General features: G+C 68.7%; 17 protein-coding genes and 1 pseudogene. 10 read left to right on the top strand and 8 right to left on the bottom strand.

The features are described from left to right. The 5 genes from ACLQ7T_RS14830 to thrS form a co-directional block, all read left to right on the top strand. Positions 1–705: tetratricopeptide repeat protein (locus ACLQ7T_RS14830; RefSeq protein ID WP_420480106.1), on the top strand; the 705-nt coding region annotated here is incomplete at its 5' end. 51 nt (positions 706–756) lie between these two features. Beyond that, positions 757–1419 carry an HAD-IA family hydrolase gene (locus tag ACLQ7T_RS14825; RefSeq protein ID WP_420480105.1) on the top strand — a complete coding sequence of 221 codons (663 nt, stop codon included), beginning with the start codon at positions 757–759 and terminating at the stop codon, positions 1417–1419. 43 nt (positions 1420–1462) lie between these two features. After that, positions 1463–1933: an iron-sulfur cluster assembly scaffold protein gene (locus ACLQ7T_RS14820; protein ID WP_420480104.1), complete on the top strand. Its 471-nt coding sequence runs from the start codon at positions 1463–1465 to the stop codon at positions 1931–1933. Between the two features lie 46 nt (positions 1934–1979). After that, on the top strand, positions 1980–2234 hold the full coding sequence (gene yidD / locus ACLQ7T_RS14815) for a membrane protein insertion efficiency factor YidD (RefSeq protein ID WP_420472329.1): 255 nt from the start codon (positions 1980–1982) through the stop codon (positions 2232–2234). Then, positions 2234–4162 (top strand): threonine--tRNA ligase, encoded by a 1929-nt coding sequence (thrS, locus tag ACLQ7T_RS14810; RefSeq protein WP_420480103.1) that lies wholly within the window; start codon positions 2234–2236, stop codon positions 4160–4162. The genes yidD and thrS overlap by 1 nt, the downstream gene beginning before the upstream one ends. Before the next feature lie 75 nt (positions 4163–4237). Here the strand turns inward: thrS and phnE are convergent, their stop codons facing one another. The 4 genes and pseudogenes from phnE to phnC form a co-directional block, all read right to left on the bottom strand. After that, positions 4238–4996 (bottom strand): phosphonate ABC transporter, permease protein PhnE, encoded by a 759-nt coding sequence (phnE, locus tag ACLQ7T_RS14805; RefSeq protein WP_420480107.1) that lies wholly within the window; start codon positions 4994–4996, stop codon positions 4238–4240. A gap of 231 nt (positions 4997–5227) precedes the next feature. Next, positions 5228–6076: pseudogene (phnD, locus tag ACLQ7T_RS14800) on the bottom strand (phosphate/phosphite/phosphonate ABC transporter substrate-binding protein); the annotation flags it as partial. A gap of 56 nt (positions 6077–6132) precedes the next feature. Beyond that, entirely contained in the window at positions 6133–7146 is a 1014-nt protein-coding gene (gene phnD, locus ACLQ7T_RS14795; protein WP_420480102.1) for a phosphate/phosphite/phosphonate ABC transporter substrate-binding protein, read from the bottom strand. Further along, the gene (phnC, locus tag ACLQ7T_RS14790) at positions 7143–7937 is read right to left on the bottom strand and encodes a phosphonate ABC transporter ATP-binding protein (protein WP_420480101.1); all 795 of its coding nucleotides are present in this window, start codon (positions 7935–7937) and stop codon (positions 7143–7145) included. The genes phnD (ACLQ7T_RS14795) and phnC overlap by 4 nt, the downstream gene beginning before the upstream one ends. Before the next feature lie 365 nt (positions 7938–8302). On the opposite strand from phnC, the gene ACLQ7T_RS14785 reads away from it, so the two are divergent. Continuing rightward, entirely contained in the window at positions 8303–9568 is a 1266-nt protein-coding gene (locus ACLQ7T_RS14785) for a type III PLP-dependent enzyme (protein ID WP_420480100.1), read from the top strand. Here the strand turns inward: ACLQ7T_RS14785 and ACLQ7T_RS14780 are convergent. Further along, entirely contained in the window at positions 9565–10776 is a 1212-nt protein-coding gene (locus ACLQ7T_RS14780; protein ID WP_420480099.1) for a DUF2254 domain-containing protein, read from the bottom strand. The two genes, ACLQ7T_RS14785 and ACLQ7T_RS14780, sit on opposite strands and share 4 nt — an antisense overlap. Before the next feature lie 171 nt (positions 10777–10947). Between ACLQ7T_RS14780 and ACLQ7T_RS14775 the strand changes: the two genes are divergently transcribed. The 4 genes from ACLQ7T_RS14775 (at position 10948) to ACLQ7T_RS14760 (ending at position 13848) form a co-directional block, all read left to right on the top strand. Beyond that, positions 10948–12003 carry a 1,9-bis(guanidino)-5-aza-nonane synthase gene (locus ACLQ7T_RS14775; RefSeq protein WP_420480098.1) on the top strand — a complete coding sequence of 352 codons (1056 nt, stop codon included), beginning with the start codon at positions 10948–10950 and terminating at the stop codon, positions 12001–12003. A gap of 230 nt (positions 12004–12233) precedes the next feature. Next, positions 12234–12476, top strand: coding sequence for a ribonuclease (locus tag ACLQ7T_RS14770; RefSeq protein ID WP_420480097.1), 243 nt, complete (start codon positions 12234–12236; stop codon positions 12474–12476). 107 nt (positions 12477–12583) lie between these two features. After that, entirely contained in the window at positions 12584–13075 is a 492-nt protein-coding gene (locus ACLQ7T_RS14765; RefSeq protein WP_420480096.1) for a hypothetical protein, read from the top strand. Further along, a complete protein-coding gene (locus ACLQ7T_RS14760; RefSeq protein WP_420480095.1) occupies positions 13060–13848 on the top strand; it encodes a phosphatase PAP2 family protein in 789 nt (262 codons plus the stop codon). Before ACLQ7T_RS14765 ends, ACLQ7T_RS14760 begins: the two co-directional genes overlap by 16 nt. On the opposite strand, the gene aguB is transcribed toward ACLQ7T_RS14760, so the two are convergent. The 3 genes from aguB to ACLQ7T_RS14745 form a co-directional block, all read right to left on the bottom strand. Next, positions 13845–14717, bottom strand: coding sequence for an N-carbamoylputrescine amidase (gene aguB / locus ACLQ7T_RS14755; protein WP_420480094.1), 873 nt, complete (start codon positions 14715–14717; stop codon positions 13845–13847). The two genes, ACLQ7T_RS14760 and aguB, sit on opposite strands and share 4 nt — an antisense overlap. Beyond that, positions 14717–15718 (bottom strand): agmatine deiminase family protein, encoded by a 1002-nt coding sequence (locus tag ACLQ7T_RS14750; RefSeq protein WP_420480093.1) that lies wholly within the window; start codon positions 15716–15718, stop codon positions 14717–14719. The genes aguB and ACLQ7T_RS14750 overlap by 1 nt, the downstream gene beginning before the upstream one ends. 260 nt (positions 15719–15978) lie before the next feature. Continuing rightward, complete coding sequence (locus tag ACLQ7T_RS14745; RefSeq protein WP_420480092.1) at positions 15979–18474, bottom strand: TonB-dependent receptor; 2496 nt, start codon at positions 18472–18474, stop codon at positions 15979–15981. Positions 18475–18826: the final 352 nt, after the last annotated feature.

The following is an 18826-nucleotide window of genomic DNA, read 5'->3' as shown; positions in this document are numbered from 1 at the left end:
CCCGCGACCGCCGAGGCGCGCGCCGCCGCCGACCGCGCCGACGCCCTGACCCGGTCGGTGTTCTGGACGCAGGAAGCCGAGATCGCGCCGAGCGACCCGGTCGCGGGCGTGAAGGCGGCGCAGGCCCTGCGCGAACTGGGGCGTTACGACCAGTCGGCCGACATGGCCCAGCGGGTGCTGATGGTCCAGCCGGACAACTATGACGCCATGCTGGAGGTCGGACGCGGCCATATCGCCCGCGGCCAGGCCTTCTACGGCATCCAGGCGCTGGAGACGGCGCGCGACGCCCGCCCCGGCGACTGGCGTCCGTGGTCGCTGCTGGGCACGGCCTATGAGCAGGTCCGCCGCGCCGACGACGCCCGCGCCGCCTGGACGCAGGCGCTGGTCCTGTCGCCAGAGAACCCCGACGTCCTCTCCAACATGGCCGTCTCGGCCATGGCCAAGGGCGACAACGCCGCCGCCGAGCCCCTGCTGCGCCGCGCCGCTGCCCAGCCGGGCGCCTCGCTCAAGGTGCGGCTGAACCTCGCCATGGTGCTGGGCCTGACCGGCAAGATGGGCGAGGCCGAACAGATCCTGCGCCGCGACCTGCCGCCGGAGCAGGCGGACAGCAATCTGGCCTGGCTGAACGCCCGTCTGGCCGGAGCCCCGCAACAGGCCGTCGCCGCCGCGCCGGGCCGGACCTGGGGCTCGCTGCAAGGCAGCTGATTGGGCGGCTGATCGGGTTGTTCCCGCGCGGCCCCTGTGGTGAACAGGGGCATGGCCTCCCCTCCCCCGGCTTCGCCCCGTCTCTGGCAGGCGTTCCTGTTCGACATGGACGGAACCCTGATCACCTCCACCGCCGCCGCTGAACGCGTCTGGGGCCGCTGGGCCGAACGGCACGGGCTGGACGTGGCCGCCTTCATCCCCACCATCCACGGCGTCCGGGCTGCCGACACCATCCGCAAACAGGCCCTGCCCGGCCTTGATCTGGAGACCGAGGTGGCCTGGGTCGAGCGCGGCGAGATCGAGGACGTGGACGGGGTCGTCCCTATCGCCGGCGCCGTCGACTTCGTGAAACGCCTGCCGCCGGACCGCTGGGCCGTGGTCACCTCGGCGACCGTCCCTCTGGCCGAAGCGCGTCTGAAGGCGGCGGGGGTGACGCCGCCCGCCCTGATGATCACCGCCGAACAGGTCGAGCGCGGCAAGCCGGACCCGGCGGGCTATCGACTGGCGGCCGAGCGCCTGGGCGTCGACATCGCCGACTGTCTGGTGTTCGAGGACGCCGAGGCGGGCATCAAGGCCGGGGAAGCCGCGGGCGCGGGCGTGGTGGTCGTGACGGCGGCGTGGACGCATCCTCTGGAGACGGATCATCCGAAGCTGGCGGACTATGGCGATGTGACGCTGGAGGTTGGCGAAGACGGGATGCGGCTGACGCTGTGACAGCGCCTTCCCTCCCCTGCTCCGAGGCCCTATCTTTCCGCCCATGATCGACGAGCTCTACAGCACGCGCATCCTGACGCTGGCGGCGAACCTGCCGCACAGCGGGCGGCTGCCTGCCCCCGAGGGCACCGGCGAGCGGGTCGCCAAGCTGTGCGGCTCGAGGGCCGTGGTCGATGTGACGCTGGACGCCGATGGGCGCATCGCGACCTTTGCGCAGGACGTGAAGGCCTGCGCCCTCGGCCAGGCCGCGGCAGGCGTGCTGGGACAGAGCGTCATCGGCGCGACGGAGCCGGAGCTGGTCGCCGCGCGCGACGCCATGCTGGCCATGCTGAAGGCCGGCGGCGAGGGCCCCGAGGGCCGGTTCGAAGGGCTGCGCGCCCTGAAACAGGTCGCCGACTATCCGGCGCGCCACGCCTCGACCATGGTCGCCGTCGAGGCGACGCTGGAGGCCGTGCAACAAGCGATGGGCCGCAAGACCCCCGACACCCGAACTAGGCTCGCCGGTGCGGCCTGATCATCGCTTGTCGTAGCCGCCCTCGCGGTTGATAAGCGCAACCGACATGGCCCTCGGCGATACCCTTTACGAACACGGCGTCCGCCTGGCCCATCGCGGGTACAAGGTGACGCTGTCGCCCCTGATCGGACAGCACTGCCGGTTTCGACCGACCTGTTCCGACTACGGCCGGGACGCGCTGATCCAGCACGGACCGATCCGGGGGGGATGGCTCACCGTCCGACGCCTCTGTAAATGCCATCCCTTCAGCGGCCTGGACTGGACCTATGATCCGGTGCCGCCGCGCGAAAAGACAGACTGATGATCGAACTCAAATTCCCCGACGGCGCCAGCCGACAGTATGACGACGGCGCCACGGGCCGTGACGTCGCCGCCTCCATCTCGCCCTCGCTGGCCAAGCGCGCCGCCCTGGTCGAGATCAACGGCCAGCAGTGGGACGTCGACCGTCCGCTGGAGTCCGGCGGCGACTTCAAGCTGATCATGCGCGACGACCCGGACGCGCTGGAGACCATCCGCCACGACGCCGCGCACATTCTGGCCCAGGCGGTGCAGGAGCTGTTCCCCGGCACCCAGGTCACCATCGGCCCGGCCATCGAGGACGGGTTCTATTACGACTTCTTCCGCGAGGAGCCCTTCTCGACGGACGATTTCGCCGCGATCGAGAAGCGGATGGCCGAGATCGTCGACCGCGACGAGAAGCTGGTCCGCGAGGTCTGGGACCGCGATGAGGCCGTGGCGATGTTCGAGGCCAAGGGCGAGAAGTTCAAGGCCGAGCTGATCCGCGACCTGCCGCCCAGCGAGACGATCACCGTCTACCGCACCGGCGACTGGGCCGACCTGTGCCGCGGCCCCCACTTCCCGACGACGAAATTCGTCGGCAAGGCCTTCAAGCTGACCAAGGTGGCCGGGGCCTACTGGCGCGGCGATTCCAGGCGCGAACAGCTGCAGCGCATCTACGCCACGGCCTGGGCCAACCAGGCCGATCTGGACGCCTATCTGAAGCGCCTGGAGGAGGCCGAGAAGCGCGACCACCGGAAGGTCGGCAAGGCCATGGAGCTCTTCCACATGCAGGAAGAGGGCCGGGGCATGGTCTTCTGGCACCCCAAGGGCTGGGTCCTGTGGCGCGTGCTGGAGGCCTATATGCGCCGCCGTCTGGACGCCGCCGGCTATGTCGAGGTGAAGACCCCGCAGGTGCTGGACCGGAAGTTCTGGGAGCAGAGCGGCCACTGGGACAAATATCGCCCCAACATGTTCGTCTGCGAGACGGTCGAGGGCGAGGAACTGTCCCTCAAGCCGATGAACTGCCCGGGCCACGTGCAGATCTTCGACCAGGGCCAGCGCTCGTACCGCGAACTGCCCCTGCGCATGGCCGAGTTCGGCGCCTGTCACCGCTATGAACCGTCGGGTTCGCTGCACGGCCTGATGCGGGTGCGCGGGTTTACGCAGGACGACGCCCACATCTTCTGCCGCGAGGACCAGATCGTCGAGGAGACGGCCGAGTTCATCAAGCTGGCCCGTAGCGTTCACGCCGACCTCGGCATGGAAACGGCCTATATCAGCCTGGGCACCCGCCCCGAGAACCGCGCCGGCACGGACGAGTTCTGGGACAAGGCCGAGGCCCTGATGGCCGACGCCGCCCGCGCCGCCGGGACCGAACCGGTCGTGACCGAAGGCGACGGCGCCTTCTACGCGCCCAAGCTGGACTTCATCGTCAAGGACGCCATCGGCCGCGAATGGACCTGCGGCACGATCCAGCTGGACTATGTCCTGCCGGAACGTCTGGACGCGACCTACATCGCCGAGGACGGCCAGAAGCACCGCCCGGTCATGCTGCACCGCGCGATCCTGGGCTCGTTCGAGCGCTTCATCGGCATCATGATCGAGAACTACGCCGGAGCCTTCCCGTTGTGGCTGGCGCCGACCCAGGCCGTGGTGGCGACCATCGTCTCGGACGCCGACGACTACGCCCACGAGGTGGTCGCGAAGTTCAAGGCCGCCGGTCTGCGCACCGAGATCGACCTGCGCAACGAGAAGGTCGGCTACAAGGTGCGCGAGCACTCGGTCGCCAAGGTCCCGGTCATCGCCGTCGTCGGCAAGAAGGAGGCCGAGGAAGGCAAGGTCGCCATCCGCCGCCTCGGCTCGCAGGCGCAGGAGGTGGTCACCGTCGAGGAGGCCATCCGCATCTTGACCGCCGAGGCGACGCCGCCGGATCTGAAGCGCGCGGGCTGAACGGTCCGAGCAGAAACAGAAAGCCCGCCCTGTGGATCACGGGGCGGGCTTTTTCATACGCCGATGGCGAAGCGGTCAGAGCAGCCGCTTGCGCATCGCCTGCGACAGCATGTCGATCAGGGTGACGGCCACGACGATGATGATCGCGATGGTCGAGACCTTGGAATATTCGAAGGCCTGCAGGCTTTCAAACAGGGTCTGGCCGATGCCGCCGGCGCCGATCAGGCCGAGCACGGTGGCCGCGCGGCTGTTCGACTCGAAGCGATAGAGGGCGAAGGAGGTCCACAGCGGGGCCACCTGCGGAATGACGCCCCAGGCGATCTCGTGCAGGCCGCCGGCGCCGGTGGCCTTCACGCCCTCGATCGGGCCCTTGTCGATCGACTCGACGGCTTCCGAGAACAGCTTGGCCAGCACGCCCGCGGTGTTCAGGGCGATGGCGAGCACGCCGGCCAGCGGGCCGAGGCCGACGGCGACGATGAACAGGGTGGCGACGACCAGATCCGGCACCGAGCGCAGCAGGTCCATCACGCGACGCACCGGCCAGACCAGCCAGGCCGGCGACAGGTTGCGCGAGGCCATCAGGCTGAGCGGGATGGCGATGAAGACCGCCAGGAAGGTGCCCCACAGGGCGATCTGCACCGTCAGCCACATCTGGCCGACCAGCAGCTTCCACTGGCTGAAGTCCGGGCTGAGGAAGGCCGAGCCGTAACGCTGCATCTTCTCCGGGGCGGAGAACAGGTTGCCGATCTTGGTCAGGTCCACCGCGCCGATCGCCGCGATCAGGATGATGGCGAAACCGCCCCACAGCAGGAGGTCCAGCGACCAGGCCGCCATCGACTTTTTCGGCGGGGCCGGAACGACGGCCGGATCGCCCGGGACCGGCGCGGGCTTGGGCGAAAGATTCAGGAGAATGGCGACGATCGCCAGAACACCGATCAGGGCGAACGGGGCCCAGCGACCGATCTGGGCCTTGTGCGACGGCGGGGCGACCTCCGACGGACGACCTTCACGACGGGCCTGGTCGGCCTTCATCTCGCGGATCGGATCGAGGTAGCTGTTGTCCGCCTCGCGGAACTGCGAATAGTTCAACCGGGTCATCACCTCGCGCTGGGCGGCGACGTCGGGGCCATAGCCCTGGCCGTAGGTGATGAAGAACTGACGGATCTTCGCCTTCACGTCCGCCGGCAGGTCGCCCCGGATCAGGATGCCCGACTCCGGGATCGGCGGAGACTGCCAGATCACCTGGATCTGGTCGGCGATCTGCGGGTTCTCGCGACGCAGGAAGATGGTGTTGACCGAGTTCGAGGTCGCGATGTCGACCAGGCCGTTGGCCACGGCGAACGAGTTGGCCTGGTGGCTGGCCGAGCGGACAGTGGCGAAGCACTCGGTCGGATTGATGTTCCGGGGGCTGAAGAAATAGGTCATCGGCGCCAGGGTCCCGGACGTCGACTGGGCGTCGCCGATGCCGAAGTCGTAGCGCTTGCCGCACGCGATCACGTCATCGAGCGTGATCCCCGATCCCTTCTTCACGATCAGGGACGAGGTGTAGGAGTCCTTGCCCTCCAGATCGACGGTGCGGGCGATGACCTCGGCGCCGGCGCGGTCGATGGCCTGCACGGCGGGCAGGGCCGAGAACCAGCCGATCTGGGCCTGATCGGCGCTCATGGCCTCGACCAGGACGCTGTAGTTCGAGCCGAAGATCGGCTCGACCGGAATGCCGACGGCGCGCTCCAGATCATCCAGCAGCGGCTGCCACATGGGGCCCGACGAGGCCTGGCCTTCCGCCGACAGGATGGTGAAGACCAGCTTGTCCGGACGCTCCTGCGCCCGCGCATCGGCGGGGTTCGTCGTCAGTCCGAGGACCACGACGGCGAGCGCCAGAACGGCGGCGAAGACAGTACGAAGGCGGCTCATGCCCATGGCTTTCCGGATCGCGCCCGCAGGGGCGGCAAGGGTGGTCTGGAGGGGGTTCACGGCTGAACCTCACGTTTCGCCCGCAGGCGTTGCAGTTCCTGCTCGGCCTCGGCGACGCCGGCGGCGTCCCGTGCGGCGCGGGCGGCGGTCAGTCTCTGGTCGGCCATCATCTCGCGGACCGGGTCCAGGTAGTCGTCATCCGCGGCGTTGAAGCGCGAATAGCGCAGCCCGGCCAGCACCCGGCGCTGGCGTTCGGCCTCGACGCCGTCGCCCTGGCCGTAGGTCAGGAAGAAGCTGCGGATCTTTTCCTTGATCGCCGGGTCCAGGTCCTCCCGGACGACGATGCCGCCCTCGGGGATCGGGGGCGACTGCCAGATGACCTCGATCTGTTCGGCCAGGGTCGGGTTCTGGGCGCGCAGGGCGGCGGCGCTGACCGTGTTCGAGGTCGCCACGTCCAGCACGCCGGAGGCCACCTCGAAGGCGTTGCGCTCATGGTTGTTGGAGCGGACGGTCGAGAAGCAGCGCTCGGGGTCGATGCCGCGCGGATTGAACAGCCAGGTGACCGGAGCCAGGGTGCCCGACGTCGACTGGGCGTCGCCGATGCCGAACCGGTAGCGTCGGCCGCAGGCCATGACGCTTTCCAGGGTGATGCCGGAGCCGGCCTTGACGATCAGGGTGGCGCGGTAGTGGTCGAGGCCCTCGGGACTGACCGTGCGGGCGATCAGCTCGGCGTCGGCGTCGCGGATGGCGTCGATGGCGGGCTGGGCCGAGAACCACCCGGCCTGGACCTCGCCCCGCTTCATCCCCTCGACCAGATCGGCGTAGGTCGAGGCGAAATGCGGCTGCACCGGCGCGCCGACCGCCCTGGCCAGATCATCGAGAAGCGGTTGCCAGAGGGGCGCGGCCGACGCCTGCCCCTGGGCGGACAGGATGGAAAAGGTGATCGTCTCGGCAGGCTTGCCGGACGACCCCGCGCGCTCGCCGCACGCGGCGAGCGTCAGGCCGGACAGGGCCACGGCGACGGCGAGAGCGCCGCCGCCGGAACGGCGCGTCCAGCCGCCGGTGATCATGCCTTGGCTTCCCAGAAGGCGTCTTCGAATTCCGGGCCGTAGATTTCGATCAGCCGGGCGGTGTCGAGGCCGGTCGAGGGACCGTCGTAGACCACCTTGCCCTTCTGCAGGGCGATGACCCGCTCGCAGTAGCGGATGGCGTAGTCGACCTGGTGGAGGGTGACGATGACGCCGAGACCGTCGCGCTGGTTCAGCTCGACCAGCAACTCCATCACCTTGCGGGCCGAGACCGGATCGAGCGAGGCGACCGGCTCATCGGCCAGGATGGCCTGGGCACCCTGGACGATGGCGCGGGCGATGGCTCCGCGCTGCTGCTGGCCGCCCGACAGGGTGTTGGCGCGCTGGGCCGCATAGTCGGACACGCCGACGCGGTGCAGGGCGGCCATGGCGCGGTCCTTGTCCGCGGCCGGCCAGGCGCCGGCCAGTCCCCGCCAGCCCGGCAGGCGGCCGAGCGCGCCGAGCATGACGTTGGAGAAGAGCGACAGGCGGCCGACCAGATTGAACTGCTGGAAGATCATGCCCAGCTTCTGGCGCGCGGCGCGGACCTTGCCGGTCACGCGGCCGTCCTTCTGGACCACCTCGCCGAAGACGGAAATGGTGCCGCCGGCGTCGATGGACTGCAGGCCGGTGATCGAGCGGAGGAGGGTCGACTTGCCCGATCCCGAGGGACCGATCAGGGCGACCATCTCTCCGGCGCCGACCTCGACGGAGACGCCGTCCAGCGCCTTTCGGGCGCCGAAGGTCTTGGACACATCCTTGACGGACGCGACAGCTGCGGTGGCTGAGGTCATGAGCACGCGGGGAAGCGGTTGCAAGGGCGCGCCGCATGGCCCGGGAGGGCCCGCGAGGCAAGTCTTAATGGCACGCCTGCGTCGTTTTCGTCCAGCGGAAGGGCGACAGGGACACGACTTCGGCGCGTGACCGGACGCGACCGACGCGGCGCTCGCCGACCGCACGGCACACGGTCCCTTTCACCAGGCCCGCAAGCTGCTCCGAAGCCGGACAATTTCCTTGCCGCATCAAGGCCGGTCACGAAAAAACCTCTTTACATGACAGCTGCGTGACCGCATATCGCCCGTTCCGGCGGACCCCGTAGGTCTTCAAGCTGCGCCGCTAACGCCGGTCTGGGTTAACAACTAACAGGGGGTTACGTGAATTGCGCACGTACCAGCTTCCCCTGGACCTGGTCCGTGAGCGGTCCCCTGAACGTCCCGTCGCCCTCGTGCGGCCGCGTTCGGTTTCCGTAGCGGCGCGCTGGTTCCAGGATAATCTGAAAGCCGACGTCTTCTATGCGGTGAAGGCGAACCCGTCGCGTTGGGTCATCGAAACCCTGATCGAGTCGGGCGTGACCGCCTTTGACGTCGCCTCCATCGGCGAGATCGAGCTGGTTCGCTCGGTCAGCACGGACGTGCGTCTGGCCTTCATGCACCCGGTCAAGAGCCGCGGCGCGATCACCAAGGCCTATTTCGACCACGGCGTCCGCACCTTCTCGCTCGACAGCCATGACGAGCTGGCCAAGATCCTCGACGCCACCGGCCAGGCCGACGACCTGAACCTGGTCGTGCGCATGGGCGTGTCCGCCGACGGCGCCGCCTATTCGCTGTCGGGCAAGTTCGGCGTGTCGCCGGATCAGGCCCCGGCCCTTCTGATGGCCACGCGTCAGGCGGTCCGGGACGGCCTGATGGGCGTCAGCTTCCATGTCGGATCGCAGTGCATGCGCCCGTCCGCCTATGAGGCCGCCATGGCCCAGGTCGGTCGCGCCATCTCCCGCGCCGGCGTGATCGTCGACATCGTGGACGTCGGCGGCGGCTTCCCCTCGGTCTATCCGGGCATGGTCCCGCCGGACATGCAGGAATATGCGGACGCCATCCATCGCGGCTTCGCCGAGATGCCGGTGACGCACACCACCGAGCTGTGGTGCGAGCCGGGCCGCGCCCTGGTCGCCGAAAGCTCTTCGGTCCTGTGCCGCGTCGACCTGCGCAAGGGCGACGCCCTGTATCTGAACGACGGCTCGTACGGCTCGCTGTTCGACGCGACCCACTCGCGCTGGCCCTTCCCGACCAAGCTGGTCCGGGACGGCGACAGCGCGTCGGACCTGAAGCCCTTCCGCTTCTACGGCCCGACCTGCGACTCGATCGACCACATGCCGGGCCCGTTCTGGCTGCCGTCGGACGTGCAGGAAGGCGACTTCATCGAGATCGGCATGCTGGGCGCCTACGGCGTCGCCATGACGACCGGCTTCAACGGCTATGGCGAACATGAGATCGCCGCGGTCGAGGACGCCCCGATGGCCTCGCTGTACGGCCTGGCGCCGCGCTCCATCCCGACCGTGCGCACCACGGCGGAAGAGCAGGCCCGCAAGGTCGTTCGCCTGTCGCGCCCGAAGGGCAAGGCCGGCCAGCGCAAGAAGTCGCGCCGCTAACCGCTTTCCCGCGCCGCGCCGGCCAACCGCCGGCGATCCTGCGGATGCAGCTCCGCCTTCGCCCGGGACAGGGCGTCGGCGGCCAGCGCGCGCGCGGCCGTGGACACCGGGCCCTCCCCGGAGGCGAGGGAGCGCAGGGCCTTCTGAAGCCGGATGGCGAGGGCCAGGTCGGTGCTGCCGTAGCGGATGAGCGGGCCGAGCACGTCGTCCAGCAGGGCCTCGGCCGCGAGGGGCGGTCGGAACACCCGCTGATCGTCTTCCGGTCGCGTCGGATCGAGACGGCTCCAGTCGTCCAGCAGCCGCACCGCGACCCCGACGATCTGGATCGCCGTGCCCGGGTCATTGACCCCCGGCGACAGGGCCCGGGCGCCGATCTCGCCCAGCACGATCAGGCCGTAGCGCGGATCCTGATCAAAGGTGCGGCCGCGCGCGACGGCGAAGGCCTCAGCCAGCCGCTCCTCCAGCGCCGTCTCGAGACGGGCGCGTGAAGTGCGGGCCAGCACCTCGCCGCGTCTGCGGAAGGCCCCCACCGGCGCGAGGATTTCGACCCGGAGGTCATGCTCGCCCGCCAGCTCCTGCAGATAGGGCAGGTCGATGTTCTGGACGTAGCCGGTGCGGCTCGCCCGCACCTCGGCGCCGGTCAGGGGGGTTGCAGCCGCCGTCGGCGGCTCCTGGGCCAGACAGGCGGCCGTCCGCTCCTCCACCAGTTCGATCATGTGGCCCAGACGGGCGAGGCGGGACAACCGGTTGATCCAGCCCAGCAGCCGGAAGGCCACCAGCCCGACGACGGCGAGGCTGGTCAGGTAAAGCACGGCGCGCCCGCCCGGCCCGTAATAGTGGGCGTTCACCGCCGTGACGGCGACCACGGCGTAGAGGAAGGCGCCGACGAAGGTGGCCAGGGACTTCTGGCTGGCCTCATCCGACGTCACGAGCGCGGCGGCCCGGGGCGTGGCCGCCTGCGAGACAGAGGTGTAGGCCGTGACCCAGGCGCCGAGGGAGAAGGTGGCGACCGCCAGCAGGCTGGAGGCCAGGATGGTCAGGATCTGCTGGACCGATTCCCCGCCCAGCCGCTCGGCCATGGCGCGGGGCACGAAGGGCGCGGCGAAGACCGCCACCAGGGCGGCGCCCACGCCAAAGGCCGCATACAGGCTGGCGCGGAACCAGATCTGGGCGCGCACGCGACGCCACAGGAACAGCCAACGATTCATCACCCCTCCGTCGGAGCCATAAGTCCGGAGCGCACGTTCTCGTTCCAGACGGCGCCGCGTGCTTGAATCTCGCCGCTATCTCGCACTAAGAGGCAGCGCCCCGGCGGTCGCTCCGTCCTGACCGGGGATTTTCGAAACGACGGGCGCTCAAATCTGAGGGAAACCACTGAAATGAACGCTCCCGTTCAATCGAACCAGAAAGCCCAGTTGCTCCAGAACACCGTGGAGCACGTCGACATCACCTCGTTCGACGCCCGTCCGATCATCGACAGCATGCGCAAGATGTCGTTCTCGTCGCGCGACACCGCCCGCGCCGCCGACATCTTCAACATGGCGCTGGAAGACAAGGACTGCTCGCCGTGGCTGATCCTGGCCGGTTCGACCTCGGCCGGCGGCTGCATGCATGTGTACCGCGACATGGTGAAGTTCGGCATGATCGACGCCGTGGTCGCCACCGGCGCCTCGATCGTCGACATGGACTTCTTCGAAGCCCTCGGCTTCAAGCACTACCAGGCCGCCGGCGAGGTGGACGACAACGTCCTGCGCGACAACTACATCGACCGGATCTACGACACCTACATCGACGAGGAAGAGCTCCAGGCCTGCGATCACACCATCCTGGAGATCTGCAACCGTCTGGAGCCGCGCGGCTACTCGTCGCGGGAGTTCATCTGGGAAATGGGCAAATGGCTGTCGGAAGGCAACGCCAAGAAGCCCGGCTCGCTGATCCAGACCGCCTATGAAGAAGGCGTGCCGATCTTCTGCCCGGCCTTCGTCGACTCCTCGGCCGGCTTCGGTCTGGTGAAGCACCAGAAGGAGCGTATGGCTGAAGGCAAGCCGTACCTGATGATCGACGCGGTGGCCGACTTCCGCGAACTGACCGACATCAAGATCGAGGCGGGCGTCACCGGCCTGTTCATGGTCGGCGGCGGCGTGCCGAAGAATTTCGCCCAGGACACCGTCGTCTGCGCCGAAATCCTCGGCATCGAGGCCGAAATGCACCGCTACGCCGTGCAGATCACCGTCGCCGACGTGCGTGACGGCGCCTGCTCGTCCTCGACGCTCAAGGAAGCCGCCTCGTGGGGCAAGGTCCAGACCACCCACGAGCAGATGGTCTTCGCCGAAGCCACCACGGTCGTGCCGCTGATCGGCTCGGACGCCTATCACCGCGGGACCTGGAAGAACCGCGAGAAGCGCCGCTGGGCCAAGCTGTTCGGCAAGGCCTGACGGCTTCCCGCAGTCTTGCGGGCTGCGGTCAGAAGGCTCCGCCTTTTGGCTGCTGCGCGCCGACCTCCGGGTCGACCCGATGCGGCCTGGCGCATCGCGCGCTCAAGCAGCAAGCGACCGCGTCGCGAGCGATAGCGCACCAGAAAGGGAAAGGGCCGGAGCGATCCGGCCCTTTTCTTTTGCGGAACTCCCGGCCGCCTTCGCCCGCTATAGGCGCGAAGGAGCTCGCCATGCCGAACCAGCCGCCGATCGCCGAAGACGCCCGTGAAGCCGATGATCTGGGCGAGAAGCCTGATCTGGGCCGCACGCCGGATGCGCTGATCGAGGCGCTGAGCGGCACCGACATGGGATCCGACACCCGCGCGGGCTCCCTTCAGGGCGGCGCGGCGACGGGATCGGACCGCGATCCGGACCAGAAGACGATCAACGAGGCGCTCGCCCGCCAGGGCCGGGGTGACGCAGGGGAAGGCTGACAGCCCCTCCATCTTCGGACGCCGAAACGGCCCCAAGCCGCCTTGCCGCCGCCGCACGCATGGGCCACGGTAGGGGGAACAAGATCAGTCTCAAGGACAGGTACGGGATGAAGCGCATGCTTTGGGCCGCCGCGTTTTCGGCGGCCATCGTCATGACCGGCTGCGGCGACAAGGGTGAAGACAAGGCCGGCGCTCCGGTCGATGCGACCCCCACGGAGGGCCGGACCGAGGCCGAAATCGCCGCCGGCCCGTCGACGACCGCGCCGAGCCCCGGCACGCCCGCGCCCGCCGCCGCCGGCGCTCCCGAATACGCCGTCATCTATCCGGGCGGCGAAGCCAAGGGCGAGGCCACCCCGGGCATGAGCCCCGCCGGACCGGGCGGCATCCTGTCGTTCACCACGGACGCCTCGCCGGACCAGGTGGTCGAATTCTACCGCCAGCGCGCCGACGCGGCTGGCCTGCGCCCGATCAACAGCCTGAACAGCGACGGCGCGCGGGGCTATTCCGCCGGAGACGGCGGCAACCGGCTGCTGAACGTCGTCGCCACCCCGGTCGCGGACGGCCCCACCGACGTCCTGCTGTCGTGGACCGGCGGCTGATTCGGGGCGGCGCCCTTTCGGCGCTGATCCTGCTGACCGGCGCCTGCACCAACACGATGACGCGGGCCGCGCCCGCGGACCTGCCGACGGCCGGCTATCTGGGCGAGGCGCAGTTGCAGACCCTGGCGGACCGCTTCACCCCCACGCCCCAGCCCCTTGACTGGACCGACGGCCCCGCCGCGACCGGACCGGGCTCCGATCGCTGGTGGATGGCGATCTCGCAGGCCGAGATCCGCGCGCCCGAGGCGGCCCAGCATTTCGACTGTGTCCTGGGCACGCGTCTGAACCAGCACCCGCGGCCGGCCCTGACCCGACTGATGAACCGACTGCTGGTGGATACGGACGCGCTGACCCGCCGGCTGGCGGAGACCGCGCCCCGGGCGAGACCGATCCAGGTGAACCCGGCGCTGGAGCCCTGCCAGCGGGTGAATGCGGCCATGCGCGACAGCCCGTCCTGGCCCGCGTCGGGCGCGGTGGCCGGAGCCGCCTACGGCGAACTGTTCGCGGCCCTCGCCCCGGACAGGGCGGACGCCACGCGTCGGATGGGTCGCGAGATCGGCCGGAGCCGGCTGATCTGCCGGATGAACTGGCCCGGCGACGTCGCCGACGGCGAACGGATCGGCCAGGCCCTTTACGCCCGCGCGGCGAGCGAGCCCGGCTTCGCGGAGGATCTGGAGGCGGCCCGCGCCGAGGTGACCCGGGCCCGGGCCGAGGGCCTGACCAGTCCCGCCTGCGCGGCCGAACGTCGCGCGTTCGGCGACCTGTCGAACTAGGCCGGACGCCCGGTCGCCAGCGCGCCGTACAGGTCCGTGCGGCGGTCGCGGAAGAAGCCCCAGGCGGCGCGGTGCCGGTCCAGGAAGTCCAGATCGAAGGTGTGCACCAGCACCCCCTCCTCGGTCGCACCGAAGCTCTCGACCAGATCGCCGCGATGGTTGGCGATGAAGGAGTGGCCGTAGAAGGTCTGACCCGCTTCGGTCACCTGCTCGTGGCCGATGCGGTTGGCGCCGACGACCGGCACGACGTTGGACACGGCATGGCCCTGCATGGCGCGCTGCCAGGGGGCGGCGGTGTCCAGGGTGTCATCGTGCGGCTCGGTGCCGATGGCGGTCGGGTACAGCAGGATTTCCGCGCCCTGCAGCATCATCGCGCGGGCGGTCTCCGGGTACCACTGGTCCCAGCAGATGCCGACGCCGATGCGGCCGAACTTCGTGTCCCAGACCTTGAAGCCGGTGTCGCCGGGCCGGAAGTAATACTTCTCCTGATAGCCGGGGCCGTCGGGGATATGGCTCTTGCGATAGACGCCCATCAGGGTCCCGTCGGCGTCGATCATCACCAGCGAGTTGAAGTAGTGCGGCCCCTCGCGCTCGTAGATCGACACGGGGATGACCACGCCCAACTCCTTGGCCAGCGGCTGAAGCTGGACCACGGCCGGGTGCTCCCGCCACGGGAAGGCCGCGCCGAACCACTTCTCTTCCTGCGAGACGCAGAAGTACGGCCCCTGGAACAGCTCCGACGGCAGGATCACCTGCGCGCCCTTGGCCGCCGCCTCACGAATGAAGCCGACGGTCTTGTCGATGTTCGCCTGGATGTCCTCCGACGCATAGGAGGTCTGGATGGCGGCGACAGTGATGGTGCGGGCCATTATGCGGGCTCCTGCTGACTAATGCAGTGGAACGAGCCTCCGCCGCTGAGGATCGCGATGGAGGGGAGCGGGATAATTTCACGATCCGGGTAGATCGTGGCGAGCCCCTCACACACGAGCCGCGCGGCGGTCTCGTCGCCGTAGGTCGGGACGATCACCGCGCCGTTGGCGATCAGGAAATTCATGTGGCTGGCCGGGATCGGCTTCTCGTCTTCATCACCGACGAAGCCGGGCGACGGCAGGGGCAGGATCTTGATCTGACGGCCCTCGGCGTCGGTCATTTCCGACAGGGCGCGGGCGACCTCGGCATAGACGTCGTCGTTGGGGTCGCCACGCCCCCAGGCCACCGGGCAGGCCACGACGCCCGGCGCCACGAAGCGGGCCAGGTTGTCGACGTGACCGTCGGTGTGATCGTTGAACAGGCCGTCGCCCAGCCACAGCACCTTGCGGGCGCCCAGCGCCTTGGCCAGTTCGGCTTCCGCCGTCGCCTCGGTCCAGCCGGTGTTGCGGTTGGCGTTCAGCAGGCACTGGCGGGTGGTGAGGATGGTCCCCTCCCCGTCATGGTCCAGCGCGCCGCCTTCGAGAATGAAGTCGTTGCGGTCCAGCGGCACGCCCGAGGCCTCGCCGATCTGGGTGGCGACCGTGTCGTCATGCTCGAGGTCGTATTTGCCGCCCCAGCCGTTGAAGCGGAAGGCGGCGGCGCGGGCCGAGCAGGCGCCGAAGATCGGACCGGTGTCACGCAGCCAGATATCGCCGAAGCGGCCGTCCACCACCTCGACAGCGTCCACATCAGCGAAGCGGGCGCGGGCGTCGTCCAGCGCCTCGGGCTTGCCGACCATCAGCTTGACCTGCTCACGGCCCGGACCGGCCAGGGCGCGGACCAGGGCCTCGACCTCGGCCTGGGCCGGTTCGAGGTTGTCCTCCCACAGCTCGCCGTGGCTGGGCCAGCCGACCCACATCGCGCGGTGCGGCGACCATTCGGCGGGAACAGGCGTGGTCATGGTCGGAAACGATCCTCGTGAGCGGCGAAAGCGGGCCAGCCGCGCCAGATAGACACCCCGGCCCCCGACTTCAACGCAGGAGCGTCAAATGGGCGCCCCTCACCGCATCCGGCGCTCAGGCGGCGAGCGACCCGGCTCTCAGGCGGTAGCCCCCTCCCGCTCAAGCCGCGAGCGACCGCGTCGCGAGCGATAGCGCCTGAAAAGAAGAAGGGCGGCCCGTCGCCGGACCGCCCCCCGTCTCAGTCTGAACTGCGTGAGCCTTAGAAGGCGACGCGCAGGGTGGCCACGAAGGTGCGCGGGGCGCCGACCTGGCCGAACGGGATGCCGTAGCCCGGCTGACCCGGGGTCGCCGAGGTACGGGTGCCGAGGCCGCCGTAGTACTTCTCGTCGAACGCGTTGGTCAGGTTCAGTTGCAGGAAGGTGCCTTCGTAGCCCAGCGGCGCGAAGTCGACGCGGGCGTCGAAGTCGACGACGGTGAAGGCGTCAACCTTCATGTCGTTGACGTCGGTCAGCCAGCGCTCGCCGGTGTACTTGGCCTGGCCGCCGATCTGGAACCAGTCGGTGACTTCGTACTGGACGCGGGCCGAGTACATTTCGTTCGGGGTCTCGACCAGTTCCTTGCCGGCCGTGGCGGCGATGGCGCCGCTCGAGTTCAGGACGTAGTCGTCCTGCAGCTCGCTGTCCATGAACGAGGCCGAGGCGTAGACGCTCAGCTGTTCGATCGGCGACCAGCCGATCGAGGCTTCCAGACCGCGCAGCTCGACCGAGCCGACGTTCCGGTCGACGAAGGTGCCGAGGTCTTCGTCATAGGTGTTGACGATGCGGTTGTCGTAGTTGGTGGCGAAGCCGGCCACGCTGGCGACGATCGTCGACGACGTGAAGCGGTAACCGAGGTCCAGGGTCTGGGTCGATTCCGGCTGCACGGTCGGGTTGCCGACCGAGCCGTCGGGCAGACGGGCGACGGTGTACAGGCTGTCCGTCCGCGGGGCCGACAGGTTTTCGGCGTAGCTGGCGTAGACCGAGTGGCCTTCGCCGAAGCGGAAGGTCGCACCGACGTTCGGCAGGATGTCGTCGTACTTCAGTTCACGGCTGTACGGCGCGATGTATTGCGTCGTGCCCGTGGTGGCGAAGGTGACGTTGCCGTTGGCCAGGGTGGCGTTCGGCACTTCCGAGGTGCAGCGCACGTTCGACGAGGCGTTCTGCGAGTAGCAGTACTGGTTCAGCTCGCGCTTGAAGAAGGGCGCGCGGACGCCGAGGCTGATGGTCAGGGCGTCCTCGAGGAACTGACCGCGGTATTCCAGCGAGAACTGGTTCAGTTCGGCGTAGGACAGGCGGTCACGCGAGCGCAGGAAGTAGCCGTCGCGGTTGATGATGCGGTTGCCTTCATCGTTCCGGCCGCCGAACCAGTCGCGGAAGCGCGGGCTGGTCGGGTTCGAGAAGTTGATGAAGCCGTACTCGCCGGTCTGGCGGTGGCGACCCCAGTCGAAGGCGTAGGCGGCGCGGATGCGGTGATCGTCGTTCAGATCCCAGATCAGGGAGCTGTTCACGCCGTAGCGGTGGGTGTTGGTGTTCGACGGCGTCATGACGCGGACGCGGTCGAGGATGTCGCCGTCGCCGTTCAGGTCAACGCCGCTCGTGCCGGTCGTGCCGCGCAGCAGGGCGTCCTGTTCGTACAGGACCGTTTGCTGGGTGCCGCCGTTGGCGAGGGTGTACTGGAACGACGGGTCGACCGTCAGGACCAGGCCGTCGGCCAGGGTGAAGCGCGAGTTGCCGCGGATGTTGCCGGTGTTCGACGGGTTGACGCGCAGACCATAGAAGTTGGTGCCGTTGGCGTCGTTGTCGGCCGTGCCGTTACGGAAGGTCGGCGCGATGTAGGTGCGGTCGAAGTCGTAGTCCCAGCCGTAGGGGCTGGTTTCGACGTCCGGCAGAACGGTGCCGGTGGCGTTGCCGAGGTTCGGGCCGGTGTAGTTGTTGTTGCGGTTCTCGTTGTAGTGACCCGACAGGGCCACGAAGTCGCCGTTGTCGCCCAGCGGCTGGTAGATGCGGGCGTTGAACTGGGTCTTCTGCAGACCGCCCAGGCCCTTGAACTTGTCGTAGGTCTGGCGCGAGACGGCGAACCAGGCAGTGGTGCCGATCGGGGTGAACTCACCCGTGTCGATCAGGAACATGTAGCGCTGGTAGTCGAAGTCGCCCATCGAGAACTGACCCCAGCCGCCGAACTCCGAAGCCGGACGGCGGGTGACGTAGTTGACGGTGCCGCCGGTGGCCGAAGCGGTCGGGCTGTCGACGTCGGTGGTGCCGGTGTTGACCGAGGCGCGCTCGATCAGTTCCGGGTCCAGCTGCTGGTTGGTGTAGGTGGCGTAGTTGCCGGTGTCGTTCAGCGGAATGCCGTCGAAGGTCAGCGACACGCGGTTGCCGTCGAAGCCGCGCAGACGGATGTTGCCGCCCGACGAGCCATACGGGTCGGCGTTGGTGAAGCTGAGGCCCGGGGTCAGGTTCAGGGTCTGCAGGATCGTCTGACCCGGGGTCTGGGTGCTGATGAACTCCTGGTTGACCGTGTTCCGGGTCTTGGCGACGGTTTCAGCAACCGCCAGGCCGTCGATGTTGCGCGGTCCGCGCGCGCCGGTGACGACAACTTCGCCCAGGGTGGTGGATTCGGTCGTTTCCGAGCCGGTCGATTGGGCCGAGGCGGCGCCGGCGACCAGGAGGCCGCTGAAGAGGGCGGTGGTCGCCCAGAACGCGCGTTTGCGGTTCATCATAGTCATCTATCCCCGATGAGTTGGGCGAAATGCCCGCCGGCCGGCGACGGCCGGTCGAAATCCCGCCCCCCATAGGCGCGACGTCAGAAAGTGGGACGACACTGATGTGACAGTGATATGACAAGGCACAGGGGTGGCCGGGGAGACACACCCTGCCGCAACGCACAATTGTGGATGAAATCCAGTCCGTACCCTGACTGTGTCCACGCAACGACGGTCGCCCCCTGATCCGGCGGCAATAAGGCCGGCGCCGTTTCGGGTCTGAAATGCAAAACCGCCGGCCTCCTTTCGGAAACCGGCGGCTCTGCAGTGTTGGCCGACCGGCCTTCGACCCGCGGGGGCCGAAGGC

Origin of the sequence: Brevundimonas sediminis (genome assembly GCF_048799765.1) — a bacterium.
Taxonomy (GTDB): domain Bacteria; phylum Pseudomonadota; class Alphaproteobacteria; order Caulobacterales; family Caulobacteraceae; genus Brevundimonas.
Note: the sequence above shows the minus strand (reverse complement) of the source record. Positions and strands in the feature narration are given on the sequence as shown.

Coding starts and splice junctions, on each gene's coding strand:
- aguB (WP_420480094.1), bottom strand. CDS start 14,717: ATGGCCCGCACCATCACTGTCGCCGCCATCCAGACCTCCTATGCGTCG.
- phnD (WP_420480102.1), bottom strand. CDS start 7,146: ATGATCACCGGCGGCTGGACGCGCCGTTCCGGCGGCGGCGCTCTCGCC.
- yidD (WP_420472329.1), top strand. CDS start 1,980: ATGGCCCTCGGCGATACCCTTTACGAACACGGCGTCCGCCTGGCCCAT.
- thrS (WP_420480103.1), top strand. CDS start 2,234: ATGATCGAACTCAAATTCCCCGACGGCGCCAGCCGACAGTATGACGAC.
- ACLQ7T_RS14745 (WP_420480092.1), bottom strand. CDS start 18,474: ATGAACCGCAAACGCGCGTTCTGGGCGACCACCGCCCTCTTCAGCGGC.
- ACLQ7T_RS14775 (WP_420480098.1), top strand. CDS start 10,948: ATGAACGCTCCCGTTCAATCGAACCAGAAAGCCCAGTTGCTCCAGAAC.
- ACLQ7T_RS14770 (WP_420480097.1), top strand. CDS start 12,234: ATGCCGAACCAGCCGCCGATCGCCGAAGACGCCCGTGAAGCCGATGAT.
- phnC (WP_420480101.1), bottom strand. CDS start 7,937: ATGACCTCAGCCACCGCAGCTGTCGCGTCCGTCAAGGATGTGTCCAAG.
- ACLQ7T_RS14765 (WP_420480096.1), top strand. CDS start 12,584: ATGAAGCGCATGCTTTGGGCCGCCGCGTTTTCGGCGGCCATCGTCATG.
- ACLQ7T_RS14820 (WP_420480104.1), top strand. CDS start 1,463: ATGATCGACGAGCTCTACAGCACGCGCATCCTGACGCTGGCGGCGAAC.
- ACLQ7T_RS14780 (WP_420480099.1), bottom strand. CDS start 10,776: ATGAATCGTTGGCTGTTCCTGTGGCGTCGCGTGCGCGCCCAGATCTGG.
- ACLQ7T_RS14750 (WP_420480093.1), bottom strand. CDS start 15,718: ATGACCACGCCTGTTCCCGCCGAATGGTCGCCGCACCGCGCGATGTGG.
- phnE (WP_420480107.1), bottom strand. CDS start 4,996: ATGGCGGCCTGGTCGCTGGACCTCCTGCTGTGGGGCGGTTTCGCCATC.
- ACLQ7T_RS14825 (WP_420480105.1), top strand. CDS start 757: ATGGCCTCCCCTCCCCCGGCTTCGCCCCGTCTCTGGCAGGCGTTCCTG.